Source organism: Ectothiorhodospira shaposhnikovii, assembly GCF_022227765.1.
In the GTDB taxonomy this organism is placed as follows: Bacteria; Pseudomonadota; Gammaproteobacteria; order Ectothiorhodospirales; family Ectothiorhodospiraceae; genus Ectothiorhodospira.
The window spans coordinates 303,823-325,899 of record NZ_JAJMLZ010000002.1 but is presented as its reverse complement, the minus strand read 5'-3'; the positions used below and the strand labels follow the sequence as shown (position 1 = coordinate 325,899).

The following is a 22,077-nucleotide window of genomic DNA, read 5'->3' as shown; positions in this document are numbered from 1 at the left end:
TGTCTGTGTATGGATGCTCATTGGATGATCACCTCCACATCGGCCCGGTCGGCGGTGACCCGCAGGCTGAGATCGCGGGTGGTTTCGGCCTCGTCGCCGTCGACCGCGGTGAGTCTGACGGTGTAACGACCCGGCGCCAGTTCTCCGGTCGGGATAGTGGTTTCGGCGCCTTCACCCTGCCAGGCCACGACGTCATCCAGCATCACGTCCCAGAAGTAGTCCAGGGCGTCATCCGGGGTGAAATCATCAATGGCCCGTGCCCGCAGGTGGATGGCCTGTGCGTTGCGCTCGGGCGCCGTTTCCGTGGCGGGAACGGTGTTGGGGGTGACCGAGGCGGAGAGGATCTCCGGTGGCTGATTTTCTACTACGGTGAGGTTGATGTTGGCCGTGGCGGTAGCCTGGCCATCGTTGGCCGTCACCGTGATCCGTCCGCTGGCGGCATCGATGATCGTGAAGGCATCGCTCTGAACCGAAACCGCCATGGGCTGTTCACCCTGAGTCCAGTCAAAGCTCAGGGTGTCGCCATCCGGGTCATGGGCATAGGCGGTGTAGGTGACATCGCGGCCTTCACGGACGCCGTTGTCCACACAGCTCAGGTTGAAGCTGGTGCCGCTGCAGCGCAGGTCCGCGGTCTGTCCGTCGACGGTCCGGCTGACTCGGGTGATGCGCGGGGTGCGGTTACCCACTGGATCGATCTGGATCGTGCGGCTGAGTTCGCCGGAGCTGGCGCCCTGGCTGTCGGTGGCTTCCAGCACCACATCCAGTCCACCCGCCGCGTCTGGTGCAAACCGGATGGTACGGCTGAGGTAGCCGCCTTCCGCGGTCTGCGAGGTGAAATCACCGCAATTATTGCTGACGCAGGTCAGAGTGATCGTGTCGCCGTCGGCGTCCCAGGCGGTCACCTGCAGGCCAAGGGACTGGCCCACAATGCCCGTGGCGGGAGCGGACATGCTCAGGGTCGGCGCCTGATTGGGCACCTCCAGGGCCACTTCGACGGTGATGCCGTCGTCGGTCAGCTCCGGATTGGTGAGTGTGCCGTTGACGTTGAAGTCTGCCTGGACATTGCCCGTACGTACGTTCATGTCCACGCCGCAGGGCACATCAAAGTCAAATCCCCCATCCTGACCGGAACGAGTGGATTGCCAGAAACGGCCGCCCTGGGCGGTGACGGAGCGGTTGGCGACCGGTGTGTCCCCTCGCAGGACCTGACCTTCCAGACGACAGGTATAGGGGTTTTCCAGGGTGATGGTCGACGCTGCGCAGTCAGTACCCTGGATCGGCGTGATCGCCAGGGTTTCCGTCCGCAGGGCTCTGGGGTTCCAGAGGGTGAACTCCCAGCCATCCAGGGAGAGATTGTCGGCGGCCAGGGTGGTGAAGCGCAGCTGCCCGTTGCTCACATGGGTCCACTGGCGGCCCCCATCCGGCAGCGAGATGTTCACCGTGCCGCTGAAGGGCGTGGTGGCATCGCCTTGGCCAAAGCGGATGTCGGCCGCGGCGCAGTAATCGGTGACATCACCGACCACGATGGGCCAGTCGATGTTCAGCCAGCTGACCCAGCTGTTGCCGTCGTTGATCTCCAGGCGGGCGTAGAGGGTGCCATCGAAGGCCACCGGATCGACGCCACCGTCGTACAGGGTGCCGTCACGGTCCGTCTCCAGGGTGGCCGGCCCGGCATATTTCCAGCTTCCGCCGGTGTACAGGTAGATGGGGACCTGGATGCCTGCCATGTCTTCATCATGGTCCTGGGTGATGGTGTTGTAGGTGCCGGGGGGGACGCGCAGCAGCACCGACGGGTTGCCCTCCGACGCGATGGCCGGGTCGTTGTTGCCGAAGTCCACCGCCAGATTGTTGCCGTCCTGATCCGACAGACGCAGCTGGGTGAAGGCGGTGGAAATCAGACGATACTCTTCAGGCACTTCCTGTGCCCCGGAAGCGCTACCGCTGCCGATGGCGTCCGGGTCCAGGGTGACGCCGTCCAGTTCGGCCCCGAAATTACCGGTGCCGACAAAGTCGCCGGGGAAGGCCTCCGCGTCGGCGGCCACGCTGGGATCAAAGTAGGCCATGGCGGCGGTCACCGCGCTGGTACCCTCACCCACTCGGGCTGCCGGAATTTCCAGCTGTACCTCGACATCATCGTCGCTGGCGGCGGCCAAGGCCCCGCCGGCCACGACGGCACGACTGCCGTCACCCCGGCGTACCACGCCGAACTGCAGGACGGCCTGTCCGCTGGCATTGAAGACCACGTTGTCCACGGCCTGCACGGCCACCTGCTCTGCCGCCAGTGCCAGATCCAGGGTGACTTGGGTGCCGGGCTGCAGGTCGCGGAAGATTCGGCTGGTCTGGATGTAGCCTTCACGAACGACTTCCGCCAGGATCCGGTCGGCGTTGCCAAACGCTTCGGGTACGATCAGGGTGAAGCGACCGTTCTCGTCGGTGGTGCCGGTGACGGGCTCATCGTTGAGCCGATTGGCCGGATCCCTGGTGGAGCCGTTGTAGAGCCAGACGCGGATGGTGGCATCCTCGATGGGCGCCGCGCGCAGATTGCGCGCGCCCATCGTGGCTTGGGAGGCAATGGCACCGGTGGCGCCGGCGGCACCACTGCGATCATCCCCCGCGATGATCTGGCCGGATACCTGGAATGCGGTGCCGGCCGATGATACCGGCGGTTCTCCCGGAGTGGGGGTCTCTGGTTTTGGGTCATTACCACCACCACCGCCGCCACACGCGGCCAGTGTGACCATCAGCGCCAGTGAGCTGCTGATCTTGAGCGCGGTGATCGCGCCATGGGGCGTGAATCTTGCCCTGTTTCTTTGATTTGGTACGGTCATCGGGTGTGTCTCCTTAATGGCCGAGGCATGTACGACACCCGATTTTGTCTGGCGAAAGCGGGTGTCTTTGAGAAAAACGCGGGAGCGAGCGTGAAAAAGCGCCGAAAAAGCCGGACTCTGCTAAATAGCTAGCACCGAGTTCCCCATATCCCCATGAACTGTGGACAAAAGGGTCGGTCGCACCGATAAGCGGTGCTGTCGGTGGGGTGTCTGAGGATAAGAGGCAGGTATCCGAATCCGGCCTGGTGCCGATCCGAATCGGTATGACCCCCTCGATGTCATGGAAGATGATCATTGCCCATGACTATGGGCCTGGACGGCAAATCCGGACAGTCGACTGGGTGTCACCCTGATGGCTCAGGGTGTCGACCTTTTGTAAACCCTTGGATGCATGATTTTGAAAATTCAGGGAATTTTACTAAGGCTGACTCCTGCCGCGATGAGTCCGCCGCCGACCAGGGTTTCCAGGGTCTCATGTCTGTCCATCCAGCGGACCAGAGTCGGGCTGATGCGGTAGTACTCCGCGATGATCCGTCTACCCCAGGCTGTCGAGGCCAGTCTTTCATCCCGGAAGCTGCGAAGCTCGGTCAGTGCGGTTTCCGCCCGGGCATGCTGACTACCTCCTAGCGCGGCGGATGCCAGGCATCGCTGGCGATCATCACTGCGGTTACCACCGATCTTGCCGTCATCACCGTGCAGGGTGGAAACGGAACGGCTGAACAGGTATTCGGAGCAGCCGGTGGCGTCATGGCCGGCACAGAGTCGGTAGCGTAATTGGACATCGCCCATGTCGCCCGCTGGATCCAGATAGGTGTCGTTTCGGGGTGAGAGGCGGGCCAGCGCCTGATAGGCACCGTTCCCGATGCGTCGATCCACTTGCAGCCACTGGGCGTGTTCGGAATGGTTGCGCCAGCGCAACCGAATGCCGTCACGGGTGGATTCCACCGTCAGTGCGGAGGGGGGCAGGGGCGGCGTTTCAAGGCTCAGGACCGGGGACCAGTCCGACAGGCCCGCGTTGTTCCCGACACGTATCCGATATTCGTAGGCGGTGGCTTCCGAGAGCTGGGCGGATGGGTCAAGGTAGTGTGTCATCTGACCATCTGCGTGTGTCACCAGGGGCAGAAAATCGTTGGTTTCGCAGCGACCCTCGGTTGTCCCATGACGAAGGCAGCGCTGGATTTCCAGGTGATCCGCCCGCGTGCTGTTAGTCAGCCATTCCAGTTGTATGCCCGATGAGGTACCGGCACCTTGCAGGTGGGTGGGTTGAAACGGGGGCAGGGTGGCAGGATCGGTGTGGAGCAGTGCGGAGAGATCAAGCAGGCCGCCGCTTAGGGTGGGATGCGGGGGGGCCATGGGCGCGACCGTCAGTAATACCCGCTCCCGCACCAGCTTCCAGTCCGCCCGGGTCAGCGCCGGGTCATGAGCCCAGAGCAGGGCGGCCGCGCCGGTGACCATGGGGGCGGCCATGGAAGTGCCGGTCTGGCGGCAGTAGCCCGGTGCCGGTGAGTTGCCGCAGCTTCTTGTCACCGGCCAGGCGCTGAGGATGTCCTGGCCGGGCGCGGAGAGGTGGACGGTGCCGGCGCCGTAGTTGCTGGAGCGTAGCCTGGCGCCATCCCGTGTGCTGGCTGCAACCACGATGATGTTGTCCAGTCGGTGGGCGGCGGGGAAGACGGGGCTCCGATCCAGATCCAGGCCGCTGTTGCCGGCCGCCGCCACCAGGATGACCCCTTGTTCGCGGGCGTAGGCGATGGCCTCATATTCGGCCTGAGAGCTACCGCGATACTCGTAGCTGGCATTGATGATGTGCGTTCGGCCGTTCTCGGCGGCATAGTAGATCGCTTCGATTGCGTCAGAGACCAGGCCGGTGCCGTCCGCCGCGAGGAATTTGAGCGGGAGCAGGCTTGCCCGCCAGTTGATGCCTGTGATCCCCTGTGCGTTGTCGCCCCGTGCGCCGATGATGCCGGCGACATGGGTGCCATGCCCGTTGTCATCCATTGGATCGTTGCCGGGAGGGGTGGCTGAACGATTGCTGACGAAGTTCCAGCCATTACGGTCATCCGGATAGCACTCCAGTCCTTCGGACCGACGCCCGGGGCAGTCGAATTCGGTCTGTGGATTCGGGTTTTGCCAGATGTTGTCGCGTAGGTCTTCGTGTTCGTAGTCGATCCCTGAGTCGAGCACACCGACCACGATCCGCGCCGCATCCGTGGACAGGCCCCAGGCTTCCGGTGCCCGGATATGATGAGGATTGTCACTGTCGAACAGGGCCCACTGCTCATTGAACAGGGGGTCATTGGGATACAGGGAGGTCAGGCGAACACGGTAGTTGGGTTCGGCATGGGCGACACCGGGTTGCTGGCGGTACCAGAGGATTGCCGATTCCAGATCCATGCCGGGGGGGATGTGCGCCCGACGCCATCCCCGGCGCAGGGTTCTGGGGCCGAGGTCATCCTTGCGGGCGGCAATGACAAAGGCCGCGTCGGGATCATTCTTGAGCTGGATGAGGATATCCTCAGCTTCGATCCTCGTGTCATCCCGGGCCTGCGGGGGATGTGGGGTGTCCAAGTGGGGCGGAGGCTGCGACACCTGTCCGGAAAGGACGGGTGCCAGCAGGCCCAGGCACAGGGCCAGGCATTGCAGGGGTCTTGTCAAGGCTGGAGGTCCCTTGGTGACGGGAGGGCCGAATGAATGCTTGCGTCGGGAGAGATATCTTTGCATGACTTGAGGGCGGCGGTCTGCTATCTGCGGGGAGTTTGATGCACCTTCGGGGTGGATAGTCCGGCGTCATCAAACTCCAGGCATGATAACGTTTGCATGATGATGTTCCGACACCGATGAATCTTATGACACCATACATCCGCTTGCTCAAATATCCAGCGTCGACTTTGCTTGTCTCGATCGTGATGCTGTCGGGCTGTGCCTCGCTGCCCGCCGGCCCCGACCCTGATGGGGATCGGCGCGCGCTGCAAAGGGCACTGGCAGGCCAGGACTGCGCGGCAGCTCAGGAGGCGGTGGATGGGTTGGCCCGTCATGATTCGCCGGGTGATGGGGTGGCTCGGGCCCGTCTGGAGACCGCATTCCTGTGCCTGGTATCCGATATGCCGGATTCGGCCTACGAGCAAAGCCGTCGTTTCATTCAGGCGTTCCCCGCCCATCCGGATCTGGATTACGGGTTCTATCTGCGGGCCATGGCCCGTTACGGCAGCTGGAAGGCGCTGCACGCGGAGGGTGAGATGCCGCCGGAACCCCGACAGGACATTGCGTTGGCGCGGGAGTCCTTCATCCTGTTCCGGGAGCTGGTGCAGCGTTTCCCTGATTCCCGTTACCGTGACGAAGTGGCCGCCTATCTGATGGCCCTGCGCGAGGGCATGGCGGCAGCCGAGATCCGCCAGGCCCGATCACAGCTGGCCCAGGGAAATCCCCGCCAGGCCCTGGCGCGGGCGGAGTATGTGCGCGAGCATTTCGGTGGTACGCAGGCCCTGGCCGGTGCCCTGGCCGTGATGGTGGAGGCCCATGAAGCCCTGGGTCAATCCGATGCGGCCGGCCGCGCCAGGCGTCAGCTGGAGATCCGCTTTCCCGACTCGTTGACCCCATAGGGAAATTCCATGACAACGTCCTCTCGCTTCCTGCCCCATGCCGAACGTCTGGTCTGGTTCGGCTTCATGCTGTTCCTGCTCATCGTTGCCATGATCCACATCTACCGGGGCTTCGGCCTGGAGCGGGATGTGTCGGCCGCCAATCAGGAGGTGCTGGCGCTGCAGATGCGTCTGGCCTCCCTGACCGCCGGGCAGGTGCTTGAATCCGCGCCCGTGGGGCTGACGCAAGGCGAGGCCAGGCGGCTGCAACGCCTGGGGCTGAATGATCCCCGGGTGCAGCTGGTGGCGGATCTGGCCGCCCAGCCCGAGCTGATCGGTCACGGGGGCGTGCTCGGGGGGAGCATGCACTTCGTGCCGGAGGAAATCCATGTGCTCAGTGACCGCTGGGTGCTGGCCGCCTTCGAGGACGGCCACATCCGGGGGCGCATGTTGCTGGAGTATGAAGTGGCCTTCGGCAACATCGCCTGGCAGGTGCTGGCTTCCAGCCTGGACTGAGCCATCGGTTCAGTGACCTGACGCCTGTTCCTGGTGACGGGCATCATGGCCATGGATGCCGGCGATCTCCCGCAGGCCGTCGGCATCGAGGATGGTGATGAACTTGCGCTGTACCTGGATCAGCCCCTGCTCCTGGAACCGGCTGAGCATGCGACTCACGGTTTCCACCGCCAGGCCCAGGTAGTTGCCGATCTCGCAGCGGGACATGGTGAGGTTGAATTCATGGCGGGAGAAGCCCCGCATGCCGAAGCGCCGTGACAGGTTCAGCAGGAAGGCCGCCAGCCGGGCATCGGAGGTGCGGTGTCCCAGCAGGGTCATCAGGTGTTCGTCGGTCTGGATTTCCCGGCTCATGATGCGCAGCAGCTGATGCTGCAGACCGGGGGTGCGCCCGGCCAGTTCTTCCAGTCGGTCGAAGGGAATCTCGCAGACACTGGCCGTCTCCAGTGCCAGGGCCGTGCAGGGATGAACTCCGTCGTTGATGGCATCCAGGCCCAGCAACTCGCCGGGCAGGTGGAAGCCGGTGACCTGTTCTTCGCCGTCGTTGGTCAGCACGAAGGTCTTGACCGAGCCGGTTCGCACCGCGTAGAGGCAGGTCAGTGGATCTCCGGCTTGGTAGATCACGTCTCGCCGCTGCACCGGGCGCTTGCGACTGATGATGCCTTCCAGCATGGACAGGTCTTCCACGGACACACCCAGGGGCAGGCACAGGTCGCGCAGGCTGCAGGCCTTGCACGCCTGCTTGAGTTCCTTGATGTTCATCACGTTGGTCGAGGACATGGATTCACCTTAGAACGGCCGCGGAAACGGCAGGGAGGGTCCCTGCCGGGTGGACACGGCCTTAACATACTTGAGCGTTGCTGTCAGGTACAAGCCTTCCTGACGTCGCAAAAGTGCCTCGCCAGACCGGACCCTGCCCGCGATCTCCGATGGCACGCAGATGGCGGGGTGGGCACATGATAGCCTGCCCGGCGGCTTCGGTCTTGGGCCACGGTGAATTTTAGGCCGACTCAGGGGGTGAAGTGTCGGGCGGCTTCGGCGCTGAAGCGGGCCTGGGCAAAGGCCGCCCGCTCCGCCGGCGAGGCGGTCGGCTTACCGTCCCTGCCGATGGCGGCATCGATCATGGCAATGCGGTGGCCCAGGCCGATGCCGTTGGCCAGCTGGACCGCCAGGCCGGGGCGGGCGTTGAGTTCCAGCATCAGCGGGCCGCGATCCCGGTCCAGCACCAGGTCCACGCCCAGATAGCCCAGACCCGTCAGTTCGAAGCACCCGGCGGCCAGTTCCAGCAGACGGTCCCAGCCCGGAATTTCCAATCCGCCGATGGGGGCGCCGGTGTCCGGGTGCAGGTCGATGATCTGGTTGTGCCAGACCCCGTGTTCGGTGCGCCCGCTACCCATGTCGATGCCGGCCCCCACGGCGCCCTGGTGCAGGTTGGCCTTGCCGTCCGAGTCCCGGGTGGGCAGTCGTACCATGGCCATCACCGGGTAGCCTTTGTAGACCACGGTGCGGATGTCGGGCACGCCCTGGAAGCTGACTTCCTCGAACATGGGGTGGAAGTGCACCCGATACTCGATCATCGCCTTGTCCGGCTGCCCCCCCAGACTGTGCATGCCGCTGAGGATGTTGGAGACATGGTGAGCCATGCTGGCCTGATCCACGATCTGGCCGCTGGCCTTGCGGAAATGCCCCCGCATGCGGCCGACGATCACCATGATGCCGTTACCGCCGGAGCCGTGGGCCGGCTTGATGACGAAGTCGTCATGTTTACCCACGATCCTGGCCAGATTGCGGATGTCGTGGTTGGTCTCGATCACGCCGTAGAGTTCGGGCACCGCGATGCCCGCGTCCAGTGCCAGCTTCTTGGTGAGGAGCTTGTCGTCCACCAGGGGGTAGTTGCGGCGGGGATTGAGTTCGGCAATGAACCAGGCGTTGCGCTGGTTCATGCCGACGACCCCACGCCGTCGCAGTTCCTTCGGGCTGATGAACCACTTCATGGGTTACCCCTGCCGGACAGGGCCCGGAAGCGCAGCAGTTCCGAGAGCCGGTAGCCGGTGTAGCGGCCCAGCAGTAGGGTCACGGCCAGCACGATCAGCAGCAGTTCGGGGAAGACGAAGAACAGATGATCGATGTAGGGGTTGATCATCAGCAGGTAGCCTGCCACCGCCACCGCCAGGCTGCCGATGCCCTGCCGGATGGCATCCGAGGGGCCGTGTTCTTCCCACACCAGTGACATGCGCTCGATGGTCATGGCCAGGATGACCATGGGGAACAGAGCGATGGACAGGCCGTGCTCGATGCCCAGGTTATGGCTGAGGATGCTGAGGGCGAGCATGATCATGATGACCACGATCACCACCGCCGCCAGTCGTGGCACCAGGAGCAGCTTGAGCCGTTCCAGGTAGAAGCGGATGGCCAGTCCCAGGGAGACGATGAGGGTGAACAGGATCACCCCTCCCAGCAGCTGCGTTTCCCGGAAGGAGAGGGCGATGAGGATGGGCATGAAGGTGCCGAAGGTCTGGACACCGACGATGTTGCGCAGCAGGACGATGAGCATGGCCCCGACGGGCACCAGCAGCAGCACCCGGTACATGTTCTGGGTCTGGATCGGCAGGCCGAACAGGGAGAAGTCCACCACCCGGGAGTCCATCATCTGGGCCCGTTGCTGGGCCACGTCCACGGCATCCTGGAAGTTCTGCGTCACCGCGAAGCTGATCTGGGGGTTGCGGGCCCGCTGCAGGCGGACCGGATCCTGATCCCCGTACCACCAGACCAGGAAGTTGGGGGGGTAACCCACGGCACCGGTATTGGGATTGATGGCCACCCACTGCCGGGTATTGTGGACTTCCAGCCAGACCTGGGGCTGGAGGTCGCGGGCACGGTCGGTGAGGGGAATGCCGTGCACCATGCGGGCGGGAATGCGGGCGCCGGCCAGCAGTTGGATGGCGGTCCGGACCTTGTCCCGATCCGTATCGGCGCGAGAGACGAACAGGGCCATGTTCTCGTCCGGGGTGTTGTTCATGTCCCGGATCAGCACCGTGGCAAAGCTGGTGATGTCGGCGGAACGTTCCCTCACCCGCTGGACCACGGCGTCGGCGGCGGAGCGATAGGGTTCTTCCAGGTTGGGCATGCTGACCGGGCCGGGGTAGGGCGCTTCCATCCGACGTTCGCGTTCCAGCTGGGACACCGTGGTGCGATAGTACAGGGTCTGGCGGCCACTGGGATGGCGGGTGGTCCAGATGGCTTCCCGGTTCTCGCCGGAGAGATCCGTGGTGAGGCCGTAGCCCCGGGAGATGAAGTTCTCGTCCAGCAGGGCGAAACGCTTGGGCTCGTTGGGGATGAAGACCCGGGCGGTCACGGCCCCGCCGGTGGGCTCGAAGCTCACGCGCGCCTCCACAATCCAGTTATCGGCGGTCTGCGCCGGCAGCAGGGGGAAGCCGAGGTTGTAGACCTTGTGGAAAAACATGCCCAGGCTGGCGCTGCAGAGCACCAATATCACCAGGGGGAGGTGGAAACGCTTCAACATGGGCGGTCCTTGTTGTGATCAGCGGTCTTCAGGGTCTTCTTCATCCTGCTCGATGTCCATATCCATGTCTGGGGTGTCTTCGTCCGATGGTTCGTCCGTGGTCGGCAAGTCCGGCGGTACGCAGGCCGGCGGCTGGGTGCGGGTGCGGGAGGAATCCACCAGGATGGCCCCCCGCATGTGGTTGCGGCCCACCAGGGCCTGGTAGGTGAGTTGGGTGCGATCGATCAGGCTCATCTCCGCCTCGCGGTAGACTTCGCCCATGCACAGGCCGATGCGGACCACGGGGCGACGCTGATGATTGCCGTCGTGGCGGATGATGCGCACGTAGCGGCTGATCTCGCGTTCGATGCGAACGGTGTTTTGCTCGTTTTCCGGGTCGATGATGTCGAAGGCGATCCACTCCCGACCGTCCCGTTCGAAGATCTTCTTGTTGAGGGCGTTGAGCGAGGATGTGGTGGCGCCGGTGTCCATCTTGGCCTTGAGCTGGATACCTTCGGGGAAAATCTCCACCCGCTCCACCCAGCCCATGATCTGCTGTTGTGTCGGGTGGACCTGCTCTGCGTCGGCCGGGGCCTGTACCGGTATCAGGAACAGGAGCAGGGCGGCAAGTGCGGGGAGCAGGGGGTAATGCATGAATGCCTCCGGTAATTTCGGTAATGGTTCACAATTTTAAACGCTCTCTCCCCGCCCGGACGGTGACGAGGACCCCATTTTCGGGCCGGCATAGGCGGCTTCCATCATGGTGATGAAGCGCTTGGCCTGGGGGGACAGGTGCCGACCGATCCGCTGCACGACCCCATAGCTGCGGGCCGGGAAGAAACGGTCCAGCGGTATGGCCGCCAGCTGTTCCTTGCCCGTCAGGCAGACATCGGTGACGATGGAAATGCCCAGACCCAGTTCCACATACTTCTTGATCACTTCCCAGCCGCCGGCCTCCAGGGAAACGTGGTAGTCCACGTTATGCTGCCGGAACACCAGGTCCACGATACGCCAGGTGGACAGATGGCGGGGCGGCAGGATGAGTCCATAGGGGCTGATGTCCTCCAGCTCGATCCGCTCACCCAGGGACGCCAGAGGATGGTTCTTCGGGGTGATGAGCTTGGGGTGGTAAGTCACGATGGGCTGGTAGGTGATGTCCTCCGGAACCTCCAGCATGGAGCCCACGGCGAAGTCCACCTCATCCCGGTGCAGCATGGCCAGACCGTCACGGCCCGTCACATTATGCAGCTTGATGCGGATGTGCGGATAGACCTCCGCGAAACGGCGCAGGGGTTCCGGCAGCACATAGAGGATGGTGGACTCCCCGGCTGCCACGTTCAGCTCTCCCGACTCCAGGCGACCGAAGCTGGCGGCGAAGGTTTCCTGGAGTCTGTCGATGCCTTCCACCAAGGGGTCGGCCAGTTTGTAGAGGGTCTCGCCTTCGGGGGTCAGCCGGATCTGAGGGCCGCGCCGCTCGAACAGCACGGTCTCGAACTCCCGTTCCAGGGCCTGGATCTGCAGGGAGACGGCGGGCTGACTTAGAAAGAGGGACTCCGCCGCCATGGAAATGCTGCCCAGGCGGGCGGCACGGCAGAAGGCCCTGAGCTGTTTGAGGCGATTCTGCTTGTAATAGAGATTCGGGACGGACCCCATGAATCTTCCCCGGTCGATTGTTAGTATTAAAGGTCAAAAGTGTCTTTTTGGGGCTGATAGCTTCGCTGAATACTCGTCTTGAGGCCATGGTCCCGGCTACAATTGCCGTTTCACGTATGCATAGGGCAGGAGTATGGATAAGTACGTTATCTGGTTTCAGGACCTGGGAATGAACGATGTCCCCCGCGTGGGCGGCAAGAATGCCTCGCTGGGCGAAATGATTCATGGCCTGTCCGAAGCCGGGGTTCGCGTCCCGGGTGGTTTTGCCACCACCGCCCACGCCTTCCGCGAGTTTCTCCAGCATGAGGGCCTGGCGGATCGCATCAACGGCCTGCTGGCCGATCTGGACGTGGACAACATCAGCGCCCTGCGGGAAGCCGGTGCCCGGATTCGCCGCTGGGTGGTGGAAACCCCGTTCCCGCCGGCCCTGAACGAGGCCATCACCGAGGCCTGGAATAAAATGGTGGCCGAGACCGAGGGCGAGTTCACCGTCGCCGTGCGCTCCTCCGCCACCGCGGAAGACCTGCCGGATGCCTCCTTTGCGGGGCAGCAGGAAACCTTCCTCAATGTCAGCGGGCTGGACGGCGTTCTCAAGGCCATCCATGAGGTGTTTGCCTCCCTTTACAACGACCGCGCCATTTCCTATCGGGTTCATCAGGGTTTTGATCACGCCGACGTGGCCCTGTCCGCCGGCGTCCAGCGCATGGTCCGGTCGGACATCGGCGCCAGCGGCGTGATGTTCACCCTGGACACCGAGTCCGGTTTCCGCGACGTGGTCTTCGTCACCGCCTCCTGGGGCCTGGGCGAGACCGTGGTGCAGGGTTCCGTCAACCCGGATGAATTCCATCTCTACAAGCCGGCCCTGAAGGCCGGCCGCCCCGCCGTGCTGCGCCGTCATCTGGGCAGCAAGGCCATCAAGATGGTCTTCGGCGAGAACGGGCAGTCCACCCGCACCGTACAGGTCGGCGAGGATGACCGCCTGCGTTTCTGCATTACCGACGCGCAGCTGGAAGAGCTGGGCCGTCAGGCCATGATCATCGAGCAGCACTACGGCCGTCCCATGGACATCGAATGGGCCCTGGACGGCGTGGATGGCCAGCTCTACATCGTGCAGGCCCGTCCCGAGACCGTGGAGAGCCGGGCCGACGGTCAGGTGATCGAGCGCTATCGCATCCGCTCCCCCCGTACCGAAGTGCTGGTGCGCGGCCGTGCCATCGGCCAGAAGATCGGCGCCGGCAAGGTGCGCGTGGTGATGAACCTGGACGAGATGGACCGGGTGCAGCCCGGCGACGTGCTGGTGACCGACATGACCGACCCCGACTGGGAGCCGGTGATGAAGCGGGCCGCCGCCATCGTCACCGACCGCGGTGGCCGCACCTGCCATGCCGCCATCATCGCCCGTGAACTGGGCATCCCGGCAGTGGTGGGCTGCGGCGATGGTTCGGCCCGCCTCAAGGAAGGCGATGCCGTGACCGTGTGCTGTGCCGAAGGCGACGAAGGCCGCATCTACAAGGGTGAGCTGGAGTTCGAGGTGCTGCGTACCCGTACCGACTCCATGCCCGAGGTGCCGGTGAAGGTGATGATGAACGTGGGCAACCCCGGTCGCGCCTTCCACTTCCGCAACATCCCCAACGCCGGGGTGGGTCTGGCCCGTCTGGAGTTCATCATCAACAGCATGATCGGCGTGCACCCCAAGGCGCTACTCAACTTCGACACCCTGCCGGCGGACTTGAAGGATGAAGTGGCCCGGCGCTTTGCCGGCTATCCGGACCCGGTCAGCTTCTACGTGGACAAGCTGGCGGAAGGCATCGCCACCCTGGGGGCCTCCTTCCATCCCGAGCCGGTGATCGTGCGCCTGTCCGACTTCAAGTCCAACGAGTACGCCAACCTGCTGGCGGGCGAGCGCTACGAGCCGGACGAAGAGAACCCCATGATCGGCTACCGGGGCACCTCCCGTTATCTGTCCGACGATTTCCGCGATTGCTTCGAGTTGGAATGCCGTGCCGTGCGTCGGGTGCGTGACGAGATGGGCCTGACCAACGTGGTGGTCATGGTGCCCTTTGTGCGGACCCTGGCCGAGGCCGAGGGCGTGATCAACCTGCTGGCCGAGATGGGCCTGAAGCGGGGCGAGAACGGCCTCAAGGTCTACATGATGTGCGAGATCCCCTCCAACGCGGTGATGGCCGACGAGTTCCTGCAGTTCTTCGACGGTTTTTCCATCGGCTCCAACGACCTGACCCAGCTGACCCTGGGTCTGGACCGGGATTCCGGCCTGGTGGCGGCCACCTTCGACGAGCGGGATCCGGCGGTGAAGAAGCTGCTGTCCCTGGCCATCCAGGCGGCCCGCAAGGCCGGCAAGTATGTGGGTATCTGCGGTCAGGGACCGTCCGACTACCCGGATCTGGCCGAGTGGCTGATGGCGCAGGGGATCGAGTCCATCTCCCTGAACCCGGACACCGTGGTGGAAACCTGGCTGCGTCTGGCCGGGGATGCCAACGGTCGTCAGGACGCCTGAGTACGTCCCCAGGGCATCCGGCTCCCGGCTCAGCCGGGCACCGGATGCCCGCATCTTTCCGGGATCGGGCCTTAAGGCCCGGTCCTTGACGAGGCCCGTTTCGTTCCATGACCCGCTCCGTCTTCTATGTCTCCGATGGGACCGGCATCACCGCCGAGACCCTGGGACACACCCTGCTGACCCAGTTCGAGCAGATTCACTTCAACACCGTCAGCCTGCCCTTCATCAACTCGAAGGAGAAGATGGACTGGGCGGTGCAGCGCATCAACCGGGCCGCCCAGAGTGACGGCGAGCCGCCCCTGGTGTTTTCGACCCTGGTGGATGCCCGGCGTCGGGAAGAACTGGCCCACTGTCGGGGTCTGATCTTCGATTTCTTCGATGCCTTTACGCCCCGCCTGGAAGAGGTACTGGGGGTGACCGCCCAGCATGTGGCCGGGCGTTCCCATGGCATGGGCAACATGCGGACCTATGCCGAGCGCATGGATGCCCTGCATTTCGCCATCCAGAACGATGACGGCGCGACCACCCGGGACTATCCCAACGCCGATGTGGTGGTGATGGGCGTCTCCCGGACCGGCAAGACCCCGACCTGCATGTACCTGGCACTCAATTACGGCATCCGGGCGGCCAATTACCCCCTGGCGGATGATGATTTTGACCGGGGCACGCTGCCGGCCTCCCTGGAACCCTATCGCAAGAAGTTGTTCGGGTTGACCGTGGACGCGGAGCGGTTGCATCAGATTCGCACCGAGCGTCGCCCCAATAGTCAGTATGCCAGCGTGGAGCAGTGCAACAAGGAACTCAAGGCGGTGGAGCGGATGCTCAAGCGGGAGGGGATTCCCTGCCTGAACATCACTCAGATGTCCGTGGAGGAGATCGCCGCCCAGCTGATGCAGCAGGCGGCGCTGATGCGGCGTATCTGAGGCTGTTATTGCTCCGTGCCGTCAGGGCCGACACATCCCTTCGCGGCCAGGGGCCGCTCCCACGGGGCGCTTTTCAATCCGGCAGATGTCTTTCCCAGCCCCGTGTCGGGTCGGCCATGACCAGGAACTCCGGATTGAGTATGCCTTCATGGGTGTTGTACCGCAGTGGGCTCAGATGGAGATCCGTGACCACCCCGCCGGCCTCGTGGACCACGCACTGGGCCGCGGCGGTATCCCACTCGCTGGTGGGACCCAGTCGGGGATAGAGATCGGCCTTGCCTTCCGCCACCAGGCAGAACTTGAGCGAACTGCCCATGCTGACGAGTTCGTGTTCACCCACCCGCTCCAGGAACTGCTGCATGCGTTCGGTCCCGTGGGAACGGCTGCCGGCAATGACCGGTTTCGTGCGCCGGTCCCGGTTGACCTGGATCCGTTCCCCGACGGTCGCCGCCGGTTCATGGCGATGGGCCCCCATGCCCCGGGCGGCACTGTAAAGCCGATCCAGAGCCGGGGCCGCCACCACACCGAGCACCGGTTCATGCTCGTGGATCAGGGCGATGTTCACCGTGAACTCGCCGTTGCGCTTGATGAATTCCCGGGTGCCGTCCAGCGGGTCCACCAGCCAGTAGGTTTGCCAGCGGGCGCGCTCACTGAAGGGAATCCGGTCCGATTCTTCCGACAGGATGGGCAGGCAGGGACTCAGGTCCCGCAGACCGGCGACGATGTGGCGATGGGCGGCCATGTCGGCCTCGGTGAGGGGGGTACGGTCGGACTTCTGCTCCACCTGGAACCCTTCGTCGTAGATCTCCATGATGCGGTCGCCCGCTTCCCGGGCGATGCGGCAGGCATTGTTGAGCAGGTATTCCAGGTTCAGGTCATCCAGGGACATGGCTTATCTCTTGAGTCGGTCGCGTACCAGGTACAGGGCGGCGATGGAACGGGCTTCAGTGCAATCTTCCCGGCCGACGAGACTGTCCAGATCGCTCAGACGCCAGGGAACGACTTCGATATCCTCGGGTTCATCTCCCGGCCGGCGCTCCGGATAGAGATCCTGAGCCAGGATGATGTGGGTGGTGTGGCTGAGGTAGCCCGGGGCAATGCTGAAGGACGTCAGATGGGTGAGTTGATGGGCGCCGTGGCCCACTTCTTCCATGATCTCCCGGTTGGCGGCGTCGAGCAGGTCCTCTCCCGGTTCCACCAGCCCCTTGGGCAGGGCCAGTTCATAGCGCTGGGTGCCGGCGGCATATTCACGGATCATCAGTACCGTGTCCGAGTCCAGCATGGGCACGATCAGCACCGCGCCATGCCCGGAGCCCACCAGCCGCTCAAAGCAGCGCCGGGCGCCATTGGCGAACAGCAGTTCCATCTCCTCCACGTGGAAGAGTCGGCTGCGGGCCACGGTGCGGCGGGTGAGGATGCTGGGTTTTTCAGGCATGACGGCAATACCGGCTGGGCAGGCTCGGGGCTCGGGCGAGCCGCGGCTGGCGGGGGTGGATCGGCATGCTGTCGCCCTCCGTCGGGAACGGGATATCCTGGGGATTGTACTATCTCAGTCCGGCTTGGGAAGAATCACCCAAGGTCAGGTTTTTCAGACACCATGGACATCAATGATGATGACAAGCAGATCACCCTCGGCCGCTCCCCTGGCGTGGGAGTCGGTGGACAGCGTTTTCCTGGACATGGACGGCACCCTGCTGGATCTTCACTTCGACAATCATTTCTGGCTGGAGTACCTGCCCCGGCGCTACGGGGACATTCGTGGACTGGAACCCGCCCGGGCACGGTCCGAGCTGATGGCGCGCTATGCCGGCGTTCGCGGTACCCTCGACTGGTACTGTCTGGATTACTGGCGTCATGAACTGGACATGGACATCATCGCCCTGAAACGGGAGATGGCCCATCTGATCGCCGTCCACGAGCATGTGCCGGATTTTCTGGCCGCCGTGCGGCGCCTGGGGCGGCGGCTGGTGCTGGTGACCAATGCCCATCGGGGTGGGCTGGACCTGAAGCTGACCCTGACTGCCCTGGAGGGACATTTTCATCGGGTGATCTGCGCCCATGAACTGGGACGCCCCAAGGAAGACCCCCGTTTCTGGGATTGTCTGCAGGGGCGGGAGCCTTTCGATCCCCGTCGTACCCTGTTCGTGGACGACAATCTGGATGTGCTTCGGTCCGCGGAGCGCTACGGGATTGCGCATTTGCGGGCGGTGCGTCGTCCGGATTCCCGGGCCGCGGAGGTGGATACCGGTGAGTTTGCCGCCATCCGGGATTTTCGCGACCTGATGCCGGAGTAGAGGGGCATGGAAGCGGGGACTTTGATTGCCGCTTTCGTCATCGGCCTGCTGGGCGGGGTGCACTGCATGGGGATGTGCGGCGGCATCGTCGGCGCGCTCACCCTGGGGATTCGTGGTCCAGTGCCCGGTGAGCGGGCCCGGCCCGCGCCCTTTTTGCTGGCCTACAACCTGGGGCGGATGACAAGCTATACCCTGGCCGGTGCCCTGGCCGGCGGTGTGGGCTGGTTTGCCGCTCACCTTGCCGACGTGAACCAGGCGCAGCAGGTGCTGCAGGTCCTGGCGGGTCTGTTCATGATCGCACTGGGGTTGTATCTCGCCGGTTGGTGGCACGGGCTGGTGTACCTGGAGCGGGCCGGCGGCCTGCTGTGGCGGCGACTGGAACCCCTGGGGCGACGGGTGATGCCGGTGCGTTCCCCGGCTCAGGCCCTGGGCCTGGGGCTGGTCTGGGGCTGGTTGCCCTGCGGTCTGGTCTATAGCGTGCTGTTCTGGTCCCTGGCCGCCGGTGGTGCCGCCCAGGGGGCGGCCCTGATGCTGGCCTTTGGCGTGGGCACCCTGCCCAACCTTTTGTTGATGGGTGTGTTTGCGGCCCGTCTGGCAACGGTGGTGCAAAAGGCCTGGGTGCGGGGGCTGGCGGGGGCGGCCGTAGCCGGTTACGGGATCTACATGCTGCTGGTTACCTGGTAGCGGGGCGGCAGACATCCAGTGGCGGCGGCAGGTGTTCGGGGGCATCCACGGCGACGCTTTTTTCCCGGCTCGTCGCGCCTGCCTCCAGCGTGACCCGGGACCGGGCCACGCCGCAGTGGCGGGCGATCAGTTTCAGGAGCCGCTCGTTGGCGGCCCCCTCCACCGGCGGGGCGGTGACGTAGACCTTGAGCCGGTCACCCAGGGGCTCTCCCAGCTTGTCCCGGGAGGCCCGGGGCTGCAGCTTCAGCCGCAGCACCAAGGTGTCGTGCCGCCATTGCCACCAGCGATTGCTGCCTGCCGCTTCAGAGTGCACTGATGAAGATCAGCAGCACGTTCAGGCCGATGATGGCCACCAGGGGAGACAGATCCACCATGCCCGTCTGCGGCATCACCTTGCGGATGGGGTTGAGCAGGGGGCGGTTCAGGCTGTAGACCAGGCCTGCCACCGGGTTCTGACTCATGCCGCCGGCCTGGAACCAGCTCATCACCGCCTGGATGATGATGCTGATGATGTAGATCCAGATCACCAGCCGCAGGATGGCCAGGATGCCGGCGATGAAGAGGGTGAAGGGATGAATCATCACGCCGAGGATGACGCCGACGATGAACAGTTCCAGCATTTTCAGGACCAGGATCAGCACCAGGGCCGCACTGTCCACCGGACCGATGGGCGGGATGAACCGGCGCAGGATGCGCAGCGGCGGATTGGTGATGGTCACCAGGAACTGGGAGATGGGGTTGTAGAAATCCGCCCGGGACAGCGCCAGCAGGGTGCGCAGCATCAGGGCCAGGATGTAGAGGCTGAACAGGGTGCCGATCAGGAAGACGGCGGCGTTTTGAAAGGCGTGTGACATGGATGATCCTCAGTCCCGACCCAACTGGTCGGCCAGTTCATGGGAACGGTCCCGTGCGGCGGTGAGGGCGCGCTGCATGAGTTCGCGCAGTTCGCCGGCTTCCAGCACCGCCAGGGCCCGCTCGGTGGTGCCGCCCCTGGAGGTCACCCGGGCGCGCAGGGTGGCGGCGTCCTCATCGGATTCCAGCGCCAGTTTGGCGGCGCCGAAGGCGGTCTGCAGGGCCAGCAGGCGAGCCGTTTCCCGGGGCAGGCCCAGGGCCGTACCGGCGTCTTCCAGGGCTTCGATGAACAGGAAGCAATAGGCCGGGCCGCTGCCGGAGAGGGCGGTGACGGCGTCCAACTGGGCTTCATCCTCCAGCCATACGGTCATGCCCACGGCGCGCAGCAGGGATTCCGCCAGATCCCGCTGCCGGGCATCCACCCGGGTATTGGCCGCCAGTCCGGTGGCACCGCTGCCCACCAGGGCCGGCGTGTTGGGCATGCAACGAACCACGGCCAGGTCGCCGCCCAGCCAGCGCTCGATATCCTCGCTGCGCACGCCGGCGGCGATGGAGACCACCAGCGGCTTGCGGGCCTGTACCTGGGGGGCCATGGCCCGGGCCACCTCGGCCATGACCTGGGGCTTGACCGCCAGTACCAGCACCTCGCAGTGGGCGATGGCCTCCGCATTGACGTCCGTGACGTGGATGTCCGGCCAGTGCCGGCCGACGAGGGCGCGCTGATCTTCGCTGGGATCGGCGGCCCACAGGGCACTGGGGTTCCAGCCGTCCGCCACCAGTCCGCCGATCAGGCTGCGGGCCATGTTGCCGGCCCCGATAAAGGCGATGTTTTCGTTCATTGTTTCCTTGGACCGCGGGATGGGTGTGGGGCAATGTTAACCTGAACGGCTGCCGAAGATCGCCGTTCCCACGCGCACCAGCGTGGCGCCTTCGGCAATGGCGGCCTCCAGGTCGTCACTCATGCCCATGGAGAGCGTGTCCAGGGTGTGACCACGCCGTATCAGGTCTTCCCGGGCCTCTCGCAGGCGGGCAAAGGCCCGTCGCTGGGTGTCGAAGTCGTCACTGGGGGCGGGGATGGCCATCAGGCCGCGCAGCCGCAGCCGGGGCAGGCCGGCCACCGTCTCGGCCAGGGCCGGCAGGGCCGCTTCGTCGACACCGGACTTGGTGGCTTCACCGCTGATGTTCACCTGGATGCAGACCTGCAGGGGCGGGAGCGACTCGGGGCGCTGATCGTTGAGGCGACGGGCGATCCGCTCCCGATCCACGGAGTGGACCCACTGGGCGGTCTCAGCGATGGCGCGGGTCTTGTTGCCCTGGATCGGGCCGATGAAATGCCAGGTCACGCCCCGGTCCGCCAGGGCGCGGGCCTTGTCCGTCAGTTCCGAGACGTAGTTCTCGCCAAAGGCCTGCTGTCCGCAGGCCAGGGCGGCGGCCACTGCCTCCGCCGGCTGGGTCTTGCTCACCGCCAGCAGCCGGATGTCCTCGGGGCGCCGTCCGAACCGTTCGGCGGCTGTCTGAATACGGCCATGCATGGCCTGGATACGTTCGCATATCTGGTTCATGGGGCTATGCTATATTCGCCTGAAACTTGCGTCACCTGTTGCACTGCACCTGTCGGGTCCCGAAGGGTCCGTGATCGGGCCTCGCGGATACGGTGCGGCACGGGGCGTCGAATCCTACATGGAGGGCTGGATGGATATCACCCAATTGCTGGCGTTCAGCGTCAAGAACGGTGCCTCCGACCTGCACCTGTCCGCGGGCCTGCCGCCCATGATCCGCGTGGACGGCGATGTTCGCCGCATCAATGTGCCCGCCATGGAGCACAAGGACGTCCACGGCATGGTGTACGACATCATGAACGACAAGCAGCGCAAGGACTACGAGGAGCGGATGGAAACCGACTTCTCCTTCGAGATTCCGGGGCTGGCCCGGTTCCGTGTCAATGCCTTCAATCACAACCGGGGCGCCGGCGCCGTCTTCCGTACCATTCCCACCAAGATCCTCACCCTGGAAGAGTTGGGCTGTCCCAAGATCTTCGAGAAGATTTCCGAATATCCCCGCGGCATCGTGCTGGTGACCGGCCCCACCGGTTCGGGCAAGTCCACCACCCTGGCGGCCATGATCAATCACAAGAACGAGACCGAGTACGGCCACATCCTGACGGTGGAAGATCCCATCGAGTTCGTCCACGAGTCCAAGAAATGCCTGGTGAACCAGCGCGAAGTGCACCGGGATACCCTGGGTTTCAACGAGGCCCTGCGCTCCGCCTTGCGCGAGGACCCGGACACCATCCTGGTGGGGGAAATGCGGGATCTGGAAACCATCCGTCTGGCCCTGACGGCAGCGGAGACCGGTCACCTGGTCTTCGGTACCCTGCACACCAGTTCCGCCGCCAAGACCATCGACCGTATCGTCGACGTCTTCCCCGCGGCGGAAAAGGACATGGTGCGGGCGATGCTGTCCGAATCCCTGCGGGCGGTCATTTCCCAGACCCTGATGAAGAAGATCGGCGGCGGTCGCTGCGCCGCCCACGAGATCATGTTGGGTACCCCGGCGGTGCGAAACCTCATCCGCGAGAACAAGATCGCGCAGATGTATTCCGCCATCCAGACCAGCCAGGGCGTGGGCATGCAGACCCTGGATCAGAGTCTCAAGGAGCTCCTGCAGCGGGGCCTGATCAGCAAGGAAGAGGCCCGCCGCAAGGCCGCCAACCCGGACAACCTGTAGCAACCCGCCCC

At 64.4% G+C, this 22,077-nt stretch carries 20 protein-coding genes; 7 read left to right on the top strand and 13 right to left on the bottom strand.

Annotated elements, in window-relative coordinates:
* Positions 1-17: 17 nt before the first annotated feature.
* Positions 18-2,828: a hypothetical protein gene (locus LQD11_RS04105; protein WP_238616378.1), complete on the bottom strand. Its 2,811-nt coding sequence runs from the start codon at positions 2,826-2,828 to the stop codon at positions 18-20.
* A 405-nt stretch (positions 2,829-3,233) separates the two neighbouring features.
* Positions 3,234-5,480 (bottom strand): S8 family serine peptidase, encoded by a 2,247-nt coding sequence (locus tag LQD11_RS04100; RefSeq protein WP_238616377.1) that lies wholly within the window; start codon positions 5,478-5,480, stop codon positions 3,234-3,236.
* Positions 5,481-5,662: 182 nt separating this feature from the next.
* Here LQD11_RS04100 and bamD point away from each other — a divergent pair, with 182 nt between their 5' ends.
* Together bamD and LQD11_RS04090 are read left to right on the top strand one after the other, a co-directional pair.
* Positions 5,663-6,424 carry an outer membrane protein assembly factor BamD gene (gene bamD / locus LQD11_RS04095; protein ID WP_338081467.1) on the top strand — a complete coding sequence of 254 codons (762 nt, stop codon included), beginning with the start codon at positions 5,663-5,665 and terminating at the stop codon, positions 6,422-6,424.
* A gap of 9 nt (positions 6,425-6,433) precedes the next feature.
* On the top strand, positions 6,434-6,919 hold the full coding sequence (locus LQD11_RS04090) for a hypothetical protein (protein ID WP_238616375.1): 486 nt from the start codon (positions 6,434-6,436) through the stop codon (positions 6,917-6,919).
* Between the two features lie 9 nt (positions 6,920-6,928).
* Here LQD11_RS04090 and fnr read toward each other — a convergent pair whose 3' ends face one another.
* The 5 genes from fnr to LQD11_RS04065 all read right to left on the bottom strand — a co-directional run bounded on the left by fnr (position 6,929) and on the right by LQD11_RS04065 (position 12,071).
* A complete protein-coding gene (gene fnr, locus LQD11_RS04085; protein WP_008931401.1) occupies positions 6,929-7,696 on the bottom strand; it encodes a fumarate/nitrate reduction transcriptional regulator Fnr in 768 nt (255 codons plus the stop codon).
* A 230-nt stretch (positions 7,697-7,926) separates the two neighbouring features.
* Positions 7,927-8,910 (bottom strand): alpha-L-glutamate ligase-like protein, encoded by a 984-nt coding sequence (locus LQD11_RS04080; protein WP_238616374.1) that lies wholly within the window; start codon positions 8,908-8,910, stop codon positions 7,927-7,929.
* A complete protein-coding gene (locus LQD11_RS04075) occupies positions 8,907-10,436 on the bottom strand; it encodes an inactive transglutaminase family protein (protein ID WP_238616524.1) in 1,530 nt (509 codons plus the stop codon). The genes LQD11_RS04080 and LQD11_RS04075 overlap by 4 nt, the downstream gene beginning before the upstream one ends.
* A gap of 21 nt (positions 10,437-10,457) precedes the next feature.
* Positions 10,458-11,072, bottom strand: coding sequence for an ATP-dependent zinc protease family protein (locus tag LQD11_RS04070; RefSeq protein WP_238616373.1), 615 nt, complete (start codon positions 11,070-11,072; stop codon positions 10,458-10,460).
* Between the two features lie 36 nt (positions 11,073-11,108).
* A complete protein-coding gene (locus tag LQD11_RS04065; RefSeq protein WP_238616372.1) occupies positions 11,109-12,071 on the bottom strand; it encodes a LysR family transcriptional regulator in 963 nt (320 codons plus the stop codon).
* Between the two features lie 133 nt (positions 12,072-12,204).
* Here LQD11_RS04065 and ppsA point away from each other — a divergent pair, with 133 nt between their 5' ends.
* Both ppsA and ppsR read left to right on the top strand, forming a co-directional pair.
* A complete protein-coding gene (ppsA, locus tag LQD11_RS04060) occupies positions 12,205-14,586 on the top strand; it encodes a phosphoenolpyruvate synthase (RefSeq protein ID WP_238616371.1) in 2,382 nt (793 codons plus the stop codon).
* A 107-nt stretch (positions 14,587-14,693) separates the two neighbouring features.
* Positions 14,694-15,509, top strand: coding sequence for a posphoenolpyruvate synthetase regulatory kinase/phosphorylase PpsR (gene ppsR, locus LQD11_RS04055; RefSeq protein WP_008931395.1), 816 nt, complete (start codon positions 14,694-14,696; stop codon positions 15,507-15,509).
* A gap of 73 nt (positions 15,510-15,582) precedes the next feature.
* Here ppsR and cysQ read toward each other — a convergent pair whose 3' ends face one another.
* Together cysQ and nudE are read right to left on the bottom strand one after the other, a co-directional pair.
* The gene (gene cysQ / locus LQD11_RS04050; protein ID WP_238616370.1) at positions 15,583-16,398 is read right to left on the bottom strand and encodes a 3'(2'),5'-bisphosphate nucleotidase CysQ; all 816 of its coding nucleotides are present in this window, start codon (positions 16,396-16,398) and stop codon (positions 15,583-15,585) included.
* A gap of 3 nt (positions 16,399-16,401) precedes the next feature.
* Positions 16,402-16,944, bottom strand: coding sequence for an ADP compounds hydrolase NudE (nudE, locus tag LQD11_RS04045; protein ID WP_238616369.1), 543 nt, complete (start codon positions 16,942-16,944; stop codon positions 16,402-16,404).
* Positions 16,945-17,116: 172 nt separating this feature from the next.
* Here nudE and yrfG point away from each other — a divergent pair, with 172 nt between their 5' ends.
* Both yrfG and LQD11_RS04035 read left to right on the top strand, forming a co-directional pair.
* The gene (gene yrfG / locus LQD11_RS04040; RefSeq protein WP_238616368.1) at positions 17,117-17,803 is read left to right on the top strand and encodes a GMP/IMP nucleotidase; all 687 of its coding nucleotides are present in this window, start codon (positions 17,117-17,119) and stop codon (positions 17,801-17,803) included.
* Positions 17,804-17,809: 6 nt separating this feature from the next.
* Positions 17,810-18,487, top strand: coding sequence for a sulfite exporter TauE/SafE family protein (locus LQD11_RS04035; protein ID WP_238616367.1), 678 nt, complete (start codon positions 17,810-17,812; stop codon positions 18,485-18,487).
* On the opposite strand, the gene LQD11_RS04030 is transcribed toward LQD11_RS04035, so the two are convergent.
* From LQD11_RS04030 to LQD11_RS04015, 4 genes are read right to left on the bottom strand one after another with little or no spacing between them, the layout of a single operon-like run.
* Positions 18,477-18,800 carry a DUF167 domain-containing protein gene (locus tag LQD11_RS04030; protein ID WP_008931390.1) on the bottom strand — a complete coding sequence of 108 codons (324 nt, stop codon included), beginning with the start codon at positions 18,798-18,800 and terminating at the stop codon, positions 18,477-18,479. The two genes, LQD11_RS04035 and LQD11_RS04030, sit on opposite strands and share 11 nt — an antisense overlap.
* On the bottom strand, positions 18,790-19,341 hold the full coding sequence (locus LQD11_RS04025) for a YggT family protein (protein WP_238616366.1): 552 nt from the start codon (positions 19,339-19,341) through the stop codon (positions 18,790-18,792). The genes LQD11_RS04030 and LQD11_RS04025 overlap by 11 nt, the downstream gene beginning before the upstream one ends.
* A gap of 9 nt (positions 19,342-19,350) precedes the next feature.
* A complete protein-coding gene (gene proC / locus LQD11_RS04020) occupies positions 19,351-20,178 on the bottom strand; it encodes a pyrroline-5-carboxylate reductase (RefSeq protein ID WP_238616365.1) in 828 nt (275 codons plus the stop codon).
* A gap of 36 nt (positions 20,179-20,214) precedes the next feature.
* A complete protein-coding gene (locus tag LQD11_RS04015) occupies positions 20,215-20,901 on the bottom strand; it encodes a YggS family pyridoxal phosphate-dependent enzyme (protein WP_238616364.1) in 687 nt (228 codons plus the stop codon).
* A 130-nt stretch (positions 20,902-21,031) separates the two neighbouring features.
* Here LQD11_RS04015 and LQD11_RS04010 point away from each other — a divergent pair, with 130 nt between their 5' ends.
* Positions 21,032-22,066 (top strand): type IV pilus twitching motility protein PilT, encoded by a 1,035-nt coding sequence (locus LQD11_RS04010; RefSeq protein ID WP_238616363.1) that lies wholly within the window; start codon positions 21,032-21,034, stop codon positions 22,064-22,066.
* Positions 22,067-22,077: the final 11 nt, after the last annotated feature.